We start from the raw sequence: 15,226 nt of genomic DNA, 5'->3' as shown, positions 1-15,226 counted from the left end.
TAAACGTGAGGTTTGTCGAGAACCCGGAAAAGGGAAAGTAGACGAATAAGGATAAGTTGAATATAAACTATAATGTTTTCTTATGATAACGAAAATTAAATCAAATTGTTTTATGATTTTTAGCTGGATATAATGAAAGCGGAAACATTACTAATTGCGAGGGGGCTATACAAGATGGCTGAGGTCTTATCGACCCTAAAAACGGATGGCAAGGAACCACCGGTCAAGAAAAAAAGCCGAGTTGAGGAAGTTATGAAAAAGTGGGGGATTCCCATTGCAGTAGCTGTGTTTTTACTATTATTTTTTATGCCTACACCTGAAGGAATGACCCCAGTAGCCCAAAGATCCATAGCTGTATTTACAGGGGCTCTGATTCTTTGGATAACGACCCCTATCCCCATTTATTTGACATCAATCGCGGCGATTCTGATGCTTCCTTTGATTGGAGCGGTTAAAGATCAGGATGTTGCTTTCGAATCATTAGGGTTTGGCGTCATATGGCTGATGGTTTCCGCATTTGTCCTTACCTCTGCAATGATGAAGTCAAATCTGGGCAGAAGGTTCGCGTTGTGGATGGTCACCAAGTTTGGTAAAACACCGAAAACCACACTGCTCGTATTGATCATTATCAACTTTATTTTGGCGTTCTTCGTCCCTTCAACGACGGCCAGAGCTACGTTGATGGTGCCCATTTGCATGATTTTGTTGGAAGTCTATAAGGCCATTCCAGGTGAAAGCAACTTTGGGAAAGTAATGATGCTTCAAGGAGTCCAGGCGGATGCTATCGCTACATCGGGAGTTATGACCGCTACTGCGGGTAACATTATTGCCGTCGGTTTCATCAACGAACAAGCGGGCGGACACATCGGTTATATGGATTGGCTGTTGGCTTCGATGCCGACCGCTATCGTCACTATGCTGATAACCTTCCTCATTGGGTTTAAGCTTTTCTCTACAAAAGGAGAGGCCAATTTCGAGAATGCGATGGGGACGCTGAAAGATGAGCTGAAGAAGCTCGGTTCCTTTTCTAAGGACGAGAAGAAAGCATCGATTATCTTTATCATAACCGTAATCCTGTGGGCAACAGGGGATTACCAGAAGGGCTGGTTTGGTTTTGAAATCAGCACCGAACAGACCGCTGTAATTGCCGCGCTCCTATGTCTGCTTCCTCGTATTGGAATGCTGACCTGGAAAGAAGCGAACATCAAATGGGAGCTTATGATTTTCGCTGCTGGAGCATATTCCGTAGGAAACGCACTGGATAAATCAAAGGGCGCCGAATGGATTATTAAAAATATGGTTAGCGGCCTCGGTTTAGAACAAATGAACCATGCCTTGGTCTATATGGTAGTGATATTCCTCAGCATGTACAGCCATCTCATATTTACGAGTAAAACGGTTAGAGTCACGATCTTGATTCCAGCGTTCATTGCTCTGGCCAAGTCATTGGGTATGGATCCGGTTGCCCTTGGATTGGCTGCCGCTATGACCATGACCTACACAATCACACTCCCGCCTCATTCGAAGGTCAATACGATCTATTTCGGAACAGGCTATTTCTCAGTCCTTGATCAAGTTAAGTATGCGATCGTTACATGTTTTGTAGGAGCTAGCGTTATCAGTTTGGCTTTATTCACCTGGTTTAAAGTATTGGGATTATAATATAGAAGTTGTTCAAAAAGCCTTCTTTTTGAACACGAACTTATAGGAGGAAACCATGCTGTACAGAAAAGCTATAGTGGCAATTGCCGACGGATTGGGGGACCGCCCTCATCCATTATTAGATAATAGAACCCCATTGGAATATGCAAAAACTCCGAATCTGGACCGCCTGGCTTCTAAAGGCATTACAGGCATGATGGATTTGATCAGTTCAGGCATTCCTGTGGGAACGGATATGGGACATTTAATTTTATTCGGATATCAACCTCATCATTATCCGGGTCGTGGACCCATTGAAGCGTTAGGAATCGGTATGGATGTCAAGCCGGGAGATATTGTGCTTCGCTGTAATTTTGCTACGGTAGATGAGAATGGAATTGTTGTTGATCGCCGGGCAGGAAGAATTCGTGAGAATACTAGTGAGATTGCTCAGGCTATTGATGGCATGGAGCTAGAAGATGGAGTAGTGGCCTATGTGAAGCCGGCTACGGAACATCGGGCTGTGCTGATCCTGCGCGGAAACGGTTTGAGCGATAAAGTCAGCGATTCGGATCCAAAGGCTCCGAACGATGGTAAACCCTATTGTAGGATAAAACCTTTAGACTCTTCCGATGAAGCTGGAAGAACAGCCATTCTTTTAAATTTATTTCTTAAGAAGGTCCACGCCCTACTATCGGCTCATCCTATTAATCAAGAGCTTATTGAACAGGGAAAGCTGCCTGCTAATTTTATTTTGACAAGGGGAGCCGGACAGGTGACCCAGCTTGAGCCCATTGTACAGCAGCTAAACTTTAGGGGGAGCTGCATCGCGGGCGAAAGTACCGTATTAGGAGTTGCTCAATTAGCCGGGTTTAAAACTGTGACGGATATCAGAATGACAGGCAATATAGATACGGATATCGAATTAAAAGCGAGATTGGCAATAGAAGAAATTGCTGACAATGACATGGTATATGTTCATTTCAAAGCACCGGATATTAAGGGCCACGATAACGAGCCGTTTGAGAAAGCAAGAGCGATCGAGCTGTTCGATCGGATGGTAGGCCTTATCCTTCAGCAGCTGCCTGAAAATGTGTATTTGGCCTTGGCTGCCGATCATTCCACACCTTGTGAAGTAGGTGAGCATACAGGGGAGCCCGTGCCGGTACTTATATACGGCCCTAGTATCCGTAGAGATCGGGTTCAGCAGTATAATGAATTGGATTGTGCCTATGGAGGATTAGGGCATTTATCCGGGAATGAGTTTGTGACGACATTGCACGGATTAATGGGATATGTGAAAAAACAGGGTAACTAAATAATTGTTCTGAACCATCCGTATTGCCGACAAGATAAATTTCGGCAATACGGATTTTCTGTTTATTCTCGCGGGATTACACCCACGTGCCGTTGCGCAGAAGCGGTTCCCGCACACCGTCTGCGGTTTCTCCATCGATGTTCAGTTCACCTGAGCCGATCATGAAATCGACATGGGTCAGACTGCTGTTAGCACCATGGGCTGCTAATTCCTCTTTAGTCATCAATGTGCCTTCTTTGATGCATAACGGATAAGCGCTGCCGATGGCGAGATGAGAGGAAGCATTCTCGTCGAAGCCTGTGTTGAAAAAGATAACATTCATCGCAGAGATCGGTGAACCATGAGGAACTAAAGCGACTTCACCTAGATAGTGGGAGCCTTCGTCCGTTTCAATCAGCTGCTTGAGTATTTCATAGCCCTGTTCAGCGCTATAATCAACAATGCGTCCGTTTTCAAAGGTAATCGAAAAGCGGTCAATCAAGTTGCCGTTATAATTAAGCGGCATGGTGCTGCTGACCTTGCCGTTGACGCCGTCCTTTGCCGGCAGCGTAAACACTTCTTCCGTTGGGAGATTCGGTACAAAGAAAGCTCCGCGTTCATTATAGACGCCGCCTGCAACCCACAGATGCTCGGGCGGCAATTGTATAGATAAATCGGTTCCTGGGGCTGTATAGTACAGCTTGCTGTAGTTTTTGCTGTTGAGAAAAGTAACTCGTTCCTGCAATTCCCTAATATGCTCTTCCCAGGCACCGATGGGGTCATCGCGATCCAAGCGCGTTGCCTGGAAGATATATCCCCACAGTTTATCTATAGCTTTGTCTACCGGCAAATCAGGAAAAACCTTGGCCGCCCAAGACGGCGTAGGTACAGATACAATTGACCAGCTTACTTTGCCGGCTTGTAGATAGGCTCGGTGCTCCTTCATTGCGTTCATTTGCGTCTTGCTGGCTAAGCTGATTTTAACGGGATCGATGCCCTGCAGCAGCTCGGGATTTGGCGCATGTACCGTTAGAAAGGCGGCGTCTTGACGGGCCATTTCAGCATATCCGGCAGCTTTCCATTCAGGAAACCGTTCGAAGGATTCATCACGGGCATGCAGAAACCGGATTCGCCGGATCGCTTCGTCATCCCATTCTACCAGCACCTGCAGTACTCCTGATTCGTAAGCCTTTTGAGCGATTTTACGTACAAAATCAACCGCGGCAATAGGAGCCGTCACCACAAGTGTCTGCCCCTCATGTATGTTCAGACCGACCTTTAAAGCCAGTTCTGCGTACTTTTCCAGTTGAGCTTCGAAATTCTCCATCTTATTCTCAACCTCCCTCATCTATGCAACTCTGATGTGCTCAACTTATATTATACGGGGAAAGAACTTGAGAATGAAGTTTTGCTTATAGGATGAATCTATAGATATCATTTGTTTTATATATTTATAACTATTTTCGGATTCTTATATACTTATAACAACAAAACGGTTGAAAGGAAGGATCGGAATGGGACACTCGGTAAAAGAACAGTTTGATGCTATAGCCAAACAGTACGATCAGCAAAGAAGGCAATTGATCCCTTGCTTCGATGATTTTTACGGAGTGGCTGCCACATTGGCGGTTGTACAGAATTTTTCTATTTCGGGAATCCGAGTCTTGGATCTGGGCGCAGGAACCGGCCTATTTAGCGCCTTCGTTAAGCACAAGTACCCGGATGCGGAGTTCACCTTAATCGATCTAAGCGAAAACATGCTACAGACAGCCCGTGAACGTTTCGGCCCGGCATCTAATATCGAATACATCGTTGCTGACTATACCAATTATGACTTTTCCAAAACCTATGATCTTGTCATTTCGTCCCTTTCCATACATCACCTGACACATCCTGGAAAAAGAAAGCTGTTTCGGACTGTTTATGATCTATTGTCGGATGGCGGGGTTTTTGTCAATGCTGATCAAGCGATGGGGAATACGACCTATGTTGATACATATTATAAGCAGCAATGGGAGGCGGCTATTCAACTAAGTGGATTATCCGATGAGTCGATAGCGGCTGCCAAGGAGAGACGGAAACTGGATATTAACGCAACTGTAAATGAGCAAATTGTATGGCTGCAGGAAGCGGGTTTTGCAGACGCAGACTGTATGTACAAATATATGGATTTTGCCGTCTTTTTTGCAAGAAAAACAAGTTTAAAGCAGCCATAATCTTGGCAAAAAATAGCGTCAATTGTACCTTGCATCTGTTTTTTCTTCAGAGCCGCGAGGTGCAATTGGCGCTTTTGGTGTTTGATCACGTGTACTTGACGAAAAGGCCATTTAATATTATAGTGGCTTTATACCCATACGGGTATATGTAATAAACATAATGTGAATTATGTTCTTTTTTTGGTCCGTTACATACCCATATGGGTATGTGCGGCGGATTGAGCCGAGTTAGCGGTAGCATTTGTGCTCTCTTGATGATCTGAATCCCGGGTTCATTCATCTTAGGCATGATTGGTATTACAGCGTTATTACTGCGATAGCCGTAAAATTTACTTCCACATTATAGTTGAAGGAGAAATAACAGGATGATAGATCCAGTTCAATTGCAGGGAATGAGTGCGGAATCATTAGCTAAAAAAGTTTTGGATAATGAATTGGTTTTTATTTTGGACGTTCGTAACGAAAGTGATTTTAAGGATTGGCAGATCGAAGGCAGCAATGTTCATATAATGAATACCCCCTATTTTGAATTGCTTGATGGGGTTGATTCTATTTTAGATACAATTCCGGATGATCAAGTAATTCTGGTTGTGTGTGCCAAGGAAGGGTCCTCCAAGTTTGTAGGAGAACAGCTGGTTAAGGAGGGTAAACAAAATGTTTTTTACTTAATTGGTGGGATGAAATCTTGGAGTGAACATTTGGAGCCTGTCAAAATTGGGGATTTAAAAGACGGAGGGGAGATTTATCAATTTGTCCGTATTGGCAAAGGCTGTCTGTCTTACATGGTTATGTCCGATGGAGAGGCTGCTGTGATTGATGCAGTTCGTATGACCGATGTGTTTGAGAATTTTGCAAAGGCAAAGAATGTCACGATTAAACATACTATCGATACTCATCTTCATGCTGACCATATTTCTGGCGGTAGACAATTAGCTGAAAAAACAGAGGGTTCTTACTGGCTCCCGCCTAAAGATGCGACAGAGGTTACATTCCATTATGAAAAGCTTGAGGAAGGCAAAACGCTTATTGTAGGAAATGCGCAAATCAGCATTCAGCCGATTTATTCGCCGGGTCATACGATAGGGAGTTCTTCATTAATTGTGGACAATCAATACTTGCTCACAGGGGATATCTTATTCGTCAAGTCAATTGGACGCCCTGATTTGGCTGGCAAAGCAGAGGATTGGGCTGCAGACCTCAGAACGACCTTGTACAAGCGTTATAAACAGCTGGCAGATGATTTGACGGTGCTTCCTGCACATTTTGGTAAATACACAGAGTTGGGCGATAAAGGACAAGTGTCTGCGCGTCTGGGTGATTTGTATCGAGATAATCCAGGCTTAAACATTCAAGACGAATCCGAATTTAGAAGAACCGTTTCTGAAAATCTGCCACCCCAACCGAATGCTTATCAGGAAATACGTCAGACGAATATGGGCAAGATCAGCCCTGCGAATGAAGAACAACGGGAAATGGAGATTGGGCCGAATCGTTGCGCGATTTATAATTAGCTTGCGAGAACCGATGCCGCTGTGGGAATCAATAAGTATTTATATAAAATGGAGGTTTTATTCATGTCAACATTACAAGTGAACCGTACTTTAGAATGTGAGGGACTTGCCTGTCCCCTTCCGGTGGTTCGAACTAAAAAAGCGATAGAAGAAATGGAAGCCGGAGAAGTATTGGAAGTACGAGCAACAGATAAAGGCTCGGTTGCAGACCTTAAAAGCTGGTCCAGCCGTACAGGCCATCAATATGTAGGATTAAAAGAGGACGGTGGAGTATACCGTCATTTTATTCGCAAATCCGATGCAGTCATAACCAAGGCTGAGATGAACTACCCTCATACGGTAACGAATGATGACCTTCAAGCAAAAATAGCCGCCGGAGAAAAGCTCCGAATTCTCGATGTTCGGGAACCGGCCGAATATGCATTCGGGCATATTCCAGGAGCGATATCCATCCCGTTTGGCGAGCTGGAGGCTAAGATCAGTCAGCTTGACAGAAACAGCGAATATTATGTAGTTTGCCGTACTGGGAGTCGGAGTGATGCTGCCTGTCAGATGCTCAATGAGCAAGGGTTCAAAAGCATTAATGTCATACCCGGCATGTCTGAGTGGGTTTATAATGTTGAAAAGATGGAGGGTTAAATTTTTATGGCAGAAATTAAAGAAAAATCAACCATCGTACTTTTTAGTGGAGACTTAGATAAAGCTATTGCTGCATTTATTATTGCAAACGGCGCTGCTGCTTATGATCACGAAGTAACCCTATTTTTTACCTTTTGGGGGCTTAACGCTCTTCGTAAGGATGAGAAGCTTATGGTAAAAAAGGGGTGGTTAGAGAGCATGTTTGCCAAAATGATGCCGCGCGGCGCGAACAAGCTTGGATTATCTCGAATGAATTTTGGCGGAATGGGGCCCAAAATGATCAAGCATGTGTTGAAGAAGCATAATGCTTTGTCATTGCCGCAATTAATAGAACTGGCTCAAGAGCAAGGTGTAAAATTGGTGGCTTGTACGATGACTATGGATCTGCTTGGTTTGCAGCAGGAGGAATTAATGGATGGCATTGAATATGCTGGGGTTGCAGCCTACTTGGGTGATGCCGCAGATGCTAAAGTAAATTTGTTTATTTAATGGGTGGTCTCCTCTTCCCTTACGTTGTTTTTATAAAACATATCGGCAATAATATACCTATACAGGTATGGATAATGGGGAGGGTATTTAAAATGAAATACGATGAGGATGTCAAAAAAAGATTAAAACGTGTAGAAGGCCAAATTCGGGGCGTACTGCGAATGATGGAGGAAGAGCAAAACTGCAAGGATGTTGTAAGCCAGCTGTCCGCGGTCAGAAGTGCAGCCGATAAGGCGATTGCCTATATCGTTGCGGTAAATTTGGAGCAATGTATTGTTGAAGAAAAGGAAGCCGGCAGAGACACCAGTAAAATGGTGAGACAAGCAGTGGAATTGTTAGTCAAAAGCCGGTAAGGCCTAGCAAGAATAGCAATAAATTCAGACGGACTCCTATATGATTATGAAGTATTTAAAATCATTAGCTATTTATATGGCTAATGATTTTTTTTGCATATAAGTAAGTACTAATTTAATAGCTGTATGGCATCAACCTTGTGTCATTGCATGGGATAAGGAGTGACAGTGGGTATGAGTATAATGACTCTGGCAGGGGTAAAGAGTCATTGTGATATAATGAACATAAGATATGAGCTATCGATTGGTTAGAGGAGTGAGGAGTAAGTGGAGTTTTCCAAAGTGTTAATTATAAATATAAGTATTCTAACTACATTGACCTATACCGCAATGTTAATCCATAAATATTTGCTTCACCAAGCTTCAGGTGTGTTGAAATATGCCCTTTCGGTATTGCTAGCCATCGGTGCTGGTTGGCTAACCATGGTCTATAGCTTTGATTTTGGTCTCGATATTAAATTCGATTTGCGGTTTCTGCCTTTAATTATTTGTACTTTAGTCTATTCCAATCCCATTATCTTACTTGTTATCGGTGTTGGGATTGGGGCGGCCCGTCTTACGTTTGGTTTGAATAGCGCAGCTTGGGCAGGCTGCTTAAATATGGTGCTTCTGGGTGTTCTGTGTGTAGTTTTAAATATGCTACTAAAGAAAGTGGATTGGAATTTCTGGGCTAAGATTACAGTTGTCATTTTTGCTGTCAATATCGCCAATTGTGTGAATGTTGTTTTATATGGAACCATTCCAAAAGAAATTTATATTAGCCAAATTGTTCCCGCCATCCTCCCGGCAAGCATACTTTTAAGCTTTTTTTATGTGTTTATGCTCAGCGATTTTCATTTGGAACGGCGTAGAGTGGCTGATGTTCAAATCGCACATGATTCTTTGCAGAAGCAAACCGATCAGCTGATTGAAACGCGCAAAATATTAGAGGAGAAGGCGCATCAACTGATGCTTTCCTCTCAATATAAATCAGAATTTCTAGCTAATATGTCGCATGAGCTAAGGACCCCTTTAAACAGCATTATTGCACTATCTCAATTTATTATCGATGGAGATAAGCAGGAGGAAGGATCCGAGGCAGCCGAATATGCAGCCATTATTCATTCCTCAGGGCAGGAGTTGCTTAGGCTGATCGACGATATATTGGATCTATCGAAGGTAGAGGCAGGACGGATGGAGATTTTGAGTGAAGAAGTCATTATCAGCGAAATCACCTACGTAATGCAGCATAGCTTTCGCCATATAGCTGAGCAGAAGGAGCTCGAATTTATAATCCAGGAGGATCCTGATCTTCCGGCTCTAATTCATACGGATGCGCTTCGTCTGCAGCAAATTTTACGGAATTTGCTTTCCAATGCGTTCAAGTTTACCGCATACGGAAGCGTAACACTCAAGGTGTGGAAGCCTGAGCCGGGGATTGAGGGGATGTCCGGGGACTGGGTAGCCTTCTCAGTAATGGATACAGGCATTGGAATACCTGATAAGATGCAGGAGCCGATATTCGAGGCGTTCCAGCAGGCTGACGGCTCTATAAGCCGCAAGTACGGTGGGACCGGCCTTGGCCTATCGATAAGTCGTGCATTAACCGGACTGCTCGGAGGACGTTTGGAATTAACCAGCACGGCGGGGCAGGGCAGCACCTTCACTTTATTTTTGCCAATTCGTTAACGTGCTGTGACTAGAACCAACAAGCTAGAAGAGTACAAGCTTCCCATAACTGCTGAAAAGCAGGGGAGGCTTTTTTTTGTGTGAAAAACGGCAAGTTTTATAAAAATCCTAAAAAAATTACAAAAAATTCTAAAATCAATCGCGTTACGTTCCTCTCACAAATTCATTACAATTAGCTGTGTCAGTCAAATGAAAACACTTACATCAAGATATAGCAAGAGGGAGGATAAGGAATTGAAAGCATTGAAACGTATTGCGCTTTCCATTGACAGTTTTTTCGAAAACTTTTCGATGCTGGCGCTGCTGGCCATGATTTTGATCGTAACCGTTCAGGTAATGACCCGCAAGCTGTTTAATTTTGTGTTGTTCTGGTCAGAAGAGGTGACTCTGTTGCTGCTAGTGTGGTTTTCCTTTCTCGGTATTGCTATCGGGTTCAGAGAGAAGCTGCACATGGCTATCGACACGTTTACCAGTAAATTGCCGGCAAGGTGGAACTGGGTGTTGGATCGGGTTATTTACGCGAGTACCTTTGCCTTCGGTGTGTATCTGGTCATATCCGGAGCCGAATTTACGGAGTTGATGAATGAAAGCACTCTCGCAGCTACCAAGCTGCCCAATAGCGTTATCTACGTGATTATGCCTATCACAGGCGTGTTGGTGTGTGTATATTCGTTTCTGCAGTTTATCGGTATTGAAACCAAAAGGCATTACGGTATAGAAGAGGGTGAGCACTAGTGGAAGAAGCAACAATTGCCGTATTGATTCTAAGCATAAGCTTTGTGCTGTTTATGATTCTGAGGTTTCCGATTTCTCTTACTTTGGCGTTATCCACACTGCTGACGGTAATGTATTTGGAAATACCGCTTGCAGTAGTCGGCCAGCGGATGGTCCAGGGGATAAGCTCCTATTCGCTGCTGACGATCCCGTTCTTTATATTGGCGGGCCATATGATGAGTGAGGGGAAGCTTGCTTTGCGGCTCGTCAACTTCGCCCAATTGATTGTCGGAAGAGTTCGCGGCGGATTGGCGATGGTTAACTCGGTGGCGTGTATGTTTTTCGGAAATATTTCCGGATCTGCCGTCGCGGACGTGTCCTCTATCGGTTCGGTTATGATTCCTATGATGAAGAAAAAAGGGTATGATACCGATTATGCAGTCGGTGTAACCGTATCCTCAGCTATTCAAGGTGTTGTTGTTCCGCCAAGTCATAATCTTGTGCTATATTCTTTGGCAGCAGGTGGAGGAGTATCCATTGCGAGTTTGTTCTTGGCGGGAATCGTGCCTGGTATTATTCTGTGTATTTCATTGATGGCAACCAGCTATGTTTACGCAATCAAACGGGGATATGCGAAGGGCGACCCTATACAGCGTAAGGATGTCCCCAAGATTGTGCTTGACGGTGTGATGTCTTTGTTAACGGCAGCCATCATATTGGGTGGTATTTTTACCGGCTGGTTTACTGCAACGGAGTCCGGTGCGCTTGCCTGCTTGTATGCATTCATCCTGACATTTGTTGTTTACCGCGATATTCCGGTTAGTCGTATGTGGCTAATTTTGAAGAAGACATTCCGTACGGTATCGATGGTTTTATTCTTGATTGCCGCATCCGATGCCTTCAGTTGGTTATTGGCTTACTTGAAAATCCCCGGTATGGTGACAGATTTAATGCTCGGCATCTCCGACAGTCCGATTATTATTTTGCTCATTATTAACATATTGCTACTAATTTTGGGAGCTCCGATGGATATGGCGCCGCTGATCCTGATCATGACGCCGATTTTATTGCCGGTTGTTACTCATCTGGGAATGGATCCAGTGCACTTCGGAATAATTATGATGTTGAACCTGGGGATAGGGTTGCTTACTCCTCCTGTAGGGACGGTGCTGTTCGTAGGCTGTGCAATAGGTAAAATATCAATTAGCCAGGGTACGAAAGCAATGATGCCGTTTTTCTATGTGATGTGCGTGGTCTTGCTAGTACTGACATACATACCTGATTTGGTAATGTGGCTGCCTAATATGATGAAACATTGACTATTGAGTCGGCAAGGCTGGGGTTAAGAGGACTCTTGACCCCCTATGTAGGAAAAAAACTACAAAGTAAAGGGGTAATATAAACAATGAAAACGTTAACAAGAACCGTAAGCATCATTTCCAGCTTGGTCATAGCAGGAGGTTTGCTTGCAGGCTGCGGGAGTAAAGATGCATCTTCGAATGCCGCCGGAGGAGAGAAGAAAGACGAAGGAAAGAAGTATACCTTTCGGTTGGCTGATACACATCCTGCCGATTACCCGACGGTCATTGGGGATAAAAAGTTTGCTGATCTTGTTAACGAACGGACGAAGGGGCGCATCAAAATCGATGTGTTTCCAGCATCCCAGCTTGGAGAAGAGAAAGCAGTTCTGGAACAGGTACAGCTGGGTGCTATTGAGTTCACTCGTGTAAGCAGCGGACCTTTGGCTGAATTCAATAAAAACTATGGTGTGTTCAGCTTGCCCTATGTATTCGATAATGATCAGCATTTGTGGAAATTCCTTGAGAGCGATCCCGCTAGTAAGTTGCTGGACAGCTTGGAAAGCTCCAAAATGAAAGGCTTGGCCTACTACAGCTCAGGAGCGCGTAATTTCTACTCCCGTAAGCCATTAACTAGCTTGGCTGATGTAAAAGGGCAAAAAATCCGTGTCATTCAAAATAAAATCAACATTGATTTGATGAGCGCACTTGGTGCTAACGCTACACCAATGGCTTACGGAGAAGTATTTAGTGCATTACAAACAGGCGTTATTGACGCTGCTGAGAACAATTATCCGAGCTTCCAATCGTCCAATCACTTTGAAGTAGCCAAAAATTTGATTCTTGACGGTCATCAGCGTGTGCCGGAAGTGCTATTGATCAGCCAAGCGGCTTGGAATAAGCTGTCTGAGGACGATCGCAAAATTATTAAGCAAGCGGCGTTGGATTCCGTCAAAACCCAACGCGAGTCTTGGGATAAATATGAGAAGGAAGCCGAGGACAAAGTGCGTGCCGCCGGCGTTAAGATCACGGAAGTTAAGGATGTTAAGCCTTGGCAGGATGCGGTTAAACCGGTTATCGATAAGTACCGCGCTGAATACAAAGAAGTGCTGGAACAAATTGACGCAGCTCGCAAAAAATAATTTCTTGGCACCTCCTAGCGTGCCCCTGTTATTTTCAGGGGACACGCTATTTTACTTCTGTTACTATACTTGTATAAGCTTTCATTTGGTCTATTATGTACAATTTGGTATGGATTCGTAAATTTGAATCCATTATTCTTTCTATTTATCCAGGCGTGTTTAAAGACGGGATAAATTTATTCGGCTGTAGAGATGGAAGGCTTAGCAGGTTTCGGAGAAACGATAGTGTTCGCCTTTGTTATTTTGTTGTAACCATACTGAACTACTAATTGAAACAACAAAATAACAACAGCGATCGGAGAAACCTGGCTAATGCCTGTAATCGGTGATGGCCGGAAAGCTATTGACTTTAATCACGCCCCCTCCGGAGGCGACACTCATGCAAGCATGGAAACGAGCGGCGGACTGGTTCCAACGCTATATTTTACTTCGAAATCTGCCGCTCACCAGCAAAATGTTTTTCTACTCCGCGCTGATTGTCGTATTTCCGATGCTGCTGGTCGGCTTGATATCCTATGAACGCTCGTCTGAGGTATTGGAGCGGGAGGCAGGGCAGTACAGCTGGCAGATTATCGAACAAGTAAAGACGCATGTCGAGTACTATGTGCGTGACTTTGAGATCAATACGCTGCGAATTATTAACCATCCCGATATGGTTCAATTTTTAAGAATGAGAACGCTAGAAGAGGTACAGCAGAGCGGGATACGGGATGAGATTGAGCAGGTATTGAAAAATGCGACTTATTCAAGGTCGGATATATCGAATATAACGGTCATTTTGAACGATGTGCAGGTTGTGGATGCAACGGAATTTAACAGTCCAACTCCTGCAGAGGAATTGGAAAAGGAGTATTGGTATCCCAATATTCCACTGGATGGCTCTCCAAGATTGATCAGTCGAGTCATCCAATGGCCTGATCGTCAGGAGCAGGTTATTTCTATCGTGCGCCGTTTGATTAGCCCTCATACTCTCGATCCTATTGGTGTCATGATCATGGACGTCAATTTTAAACGAATTCAAGAAATTACAGAGAAGGTGAGCATTGGACGAACAGGTTTCCTGTATATTCTCGATGCGCAGAATCATTACGTATATCATCCGGATATGCAGCAGGTCGGCAAGCGGGCGAGTGATATCAATATCGGCTACATGCTGCAAAACGACAGCGGCTCGATGATCACCATGGAAGAGCCGAGTAATTTCCTCACCTACAGCTTATCTCCTTATCTGGGCTGGCGATTAGTGACCTCTATTCCTTACAAAGAGCTGACCAACGGAGCCAATTATATCGGTCACACCATCTTTTGGACGCTATTGGTGACACTGATTGTGGCCTATTTGCTGGGAATAGGGTTCGCAGCCAGCTTGCTGCAGCCAATTCGAAAGCTGCATCATTTTATGAAAAAGGTCGAAGTCGGAGATTTCTCGGGGAAGCTTGAGGTGCGCTCCAAGGATGAGCTGGGGCTGCTAACGCACGGATTTAATAAAATGGTTGAGAAGCTTGAAGGGCTGCTAGAGGAAATTTACTTTACGCGGTTGCGAGAAACAGAGGCTTCCTTGCGGCAAAAGGAAACGGAGCTTAAGGTGCTGCAGTCCCAGATGAACCCTCATTTTCTATACAATTCTCTGGAAACGCTGCGCGGTATGGCATTGGATCAGGATATGGACGACATTGCTGAAATGTCGGCTTCGTTAGCCAAGCTGCTGCGCTATAATTTGAAGAATGATTCCCCGACAGTCAGCCTTCGGGAAGAACTTCGTTTCTGCGAAGTCTATTTGCGGATTCAGAAGTTCCGGTTTGAGGAAAGATTGGAATATGAGCTGGATGTGCCCGAATGGGCGTTGGACCAAAATATTGTTAAGTTTTCGCTTCAGCCTATCGTGGAGAACAGCATGATCCATGGCATAGAGCCCGGGATCGGTCTTATGCAAATCCGCATAACGGCTGTAAGAGATACGGAGGGGACCTTCTTCGTGGCTGTAAGGGATACGGGGGTTGGCATGTCTGAAGAGCAGCTGAGACATATTCATCAAGATTTGGAGGGCAAGGATGTACTGGCAGGAGGCGATCACATTGGGATCGTTAATGTTCATAGGCGTATTGCCTACTTGTACGGCAAGGAATACGGGGTCACCTTAAACAGTATTCCTGGCAAAGGGACGGCGGTACGTATCCGGATTCCTTTTCTGGAGGAGAGCGGCAAGGCGGTTCCCATAACATTGGACGAAAACAGCCGTGCCCTGTTCTAAAATTGCC

Annotated in this window: 13 protein-coding genes; 12 read left to right on the top strand and 1 reads right to left on the bottom strand. The window is 44.5% G+C overall.

Annotated features, from left to right (window positions below):
* Positions 1-174: 174 nt before the first annotated feature.
* Together ACFQ0C_RS08275 and apgM are read left to right on the top strand one after the other, a co-directional pair.
* Positions 175-1,662 carry an SLC13 family permease gene (locus ACFQ0C_RS08275; protein ID WP_379365727.1) on the top strand — a complete coding sequence of 496 codons (1,488 nt, stop codon included), beginning with the start codon at positions 175-177 and terminating at the stop codon, positions 1,660-1,662.
* 55 nt (positions 1,663-1,717) lie between these two features.
* Positions 1,718-2,959: a 2,3-bisphosphoglycerate-independent phosphoglycerate mutase gene (gene apgM, locus ACFQ0C_RS08270; RefSeq protein WP_379365725.1), complete on the top strand. Its 1,242-nt coding sequence runs from the start codon at positions 1,718-1,720 to the stop codon at positions 2,957-2,959.
* A gap of 76 nt (positions 2,960-3,035) precedes the next feature.
* On the opposite strand, the gene ACFQ0C_RS08265 is transcribed toward apgM, so the two are convergent.
* The gene (locus tag ACFQ0C_RS08265; RefSeq protein ID WP_379365723.1) at positions 3,036-4,265 is read right to left on the bottom strand and encodes an aminopeptidase; all 1,230 of its coding nucleotides are present in this window, start codon (positions 4,263-4,265) and stop codon (positions 3,036-3,038) included.
* 187 nt (positions 4,266-4,452) lie between these two features.
* Here ACFQ0C_RS08265 and ACFQ0C_RS08260 point away from each other — a divergent pair, with 187 nt between their 5' ends.
* From ACFQ0C_RS08260 to ACFQ0C_RS08215, 10 genes are all read left to right on the top strand, one after another.
* Positions 4,453-5,154 carry a class I SAM-dependent methyltransferase gene (locus tag ACFQ0C_RS08260; protein ID WP_379365721.1) on the top strand — a complete coding sequence of 234 codons (702 nt, stop codon included), beginning with the start codon at positions 4,453-4,455 and terminating at the stop codon, positions 5,152-5,154.
* A gap of 365 nt (positions 5,155-5,519) precedes the next feature.
* On the top strand, positions 5,520-6,665 hold the full coding sequence (locus ACFQ0C_RS08255; protein WP_379365719.1) for an MBL fold metallo-hydrolase: 1,146 nt from the start codon (positions 5,520-5,522) through the stop codon (positions 6,663-6,665).
* A gap of 63 nt (positions 6,666-6,728) precedes the next feature.
* Positions 6,729-7,304, top strand: coding sequence for a sulfurtransferase TusA family protein (locus ACFQ0C_RS08250; protein WP_379365717.1), 576 nt, complete (start codon positions 6,729-6,731; stop codon positions 7,302-7,304).
* A 6-nt stretch (positions 7,305-7,310) separates the two neighbouring features.
* On the top strand, positions 7,311-7,793 hold the full coding sequence (locus tag ACFQ0C_RS08245) for a DsrE/DsrF/DrsH-like family protein (RefSeq protein WP_379365715.1): 483 nt from the start codon (positions 7,311-7,313) through the stop codon (positions 7,791-7,793).
* A gap of 92 nt (positions 7,794-7,885) precedes the next feature.
* Positions 7,886-8,146 (top strand): metal-sensitive transcriptional regulator, encoded by a 261-nt coding sequence (locus ACFQ0C_RS08240; RefSeq protein WP_258215387.1) that lies wholly within the window; start codon positions 7,886-7,888, stop codon positions 8,144-8,146.
* Between the two features lie 267 nt (positions 8,147-8,413).
* Positions 8,414-9,814 carry a sensor histidine kinase gene (locus ACFQ0C_RS08235; protein WP_379365713.1) on the top strand — a complete coding sequence of 467 codons (1,401 nt, stop codon included), beginning with the start codon at positions 8,414-8,416 and terminating at the stop codon, positions 9,812-9,814.
* Between the two features lie 234 nt (positions 9,815-10,048).
* Entirely contained in the window at positions 10,049-10,549 is a 501-nt protein-coding gene (locus tag ACFQ0C_RS08230; RefSeq protein WP_258215389.1) for a TRAP transporter small permease, read from the top strand.
* Positions 10,549-11,847 carry a TRAP transporter large permease gene (locus ACFQ0C_RS08225; RefSeq protein ID WP_379365710.1) on the top strand — a complete coding sequence of 433 codons (1,299 nt, stop codon included), beginning with the start codon at positions 10,549-10,551 and terminating at the stop codon, positions 11,845-11,847. Before ACFQ0C_RS08230 ends, ACFQ0C_RS08225 begins: the two co-directional genes overlap by 1 nt.
* A gap of 86 nt (positions 11,848-11,933) precedes the next feature.
* Positions 11,934-12,968 (top strand): TRAP transporter substrate-binding protein, encoded by a 1,035-nt coding sequence (locus ACFQ0C_RS08220; RefSeq protein ID WP_258215391.1) that lies wholly within the window; start codon positions 11,934-11,936, stop codon positions 12,966-12,968.
* 379 nt (positions 12,969-13,347) lie between these two features.
* Entirely contained in the window at positions 13,348-15,219 is a 1,872-nt protein-coding gene (locus ACFQ0C_RS08215; RefSeq protein WP_379365708.1) for a sensor histidine kinase, read from the top strand.
* Positions 15,220-15,226: the final 7 nt, after the last annotated feature.

The sequence above is a fragment of the Paenibacillus sp. GCM10027630 genome (assembly GCF_042676305.1).
Lineage (GTDB): Bacteria > Bacillota > Bacilli > Paenibacillales > NBRC-103111 > Paenibacillus_S.
The sequence above is the reverse complement of the archived record's forward strand: the minus strand, read 5'-3'. Positions and strand labels throughout refer to the sequence as shown.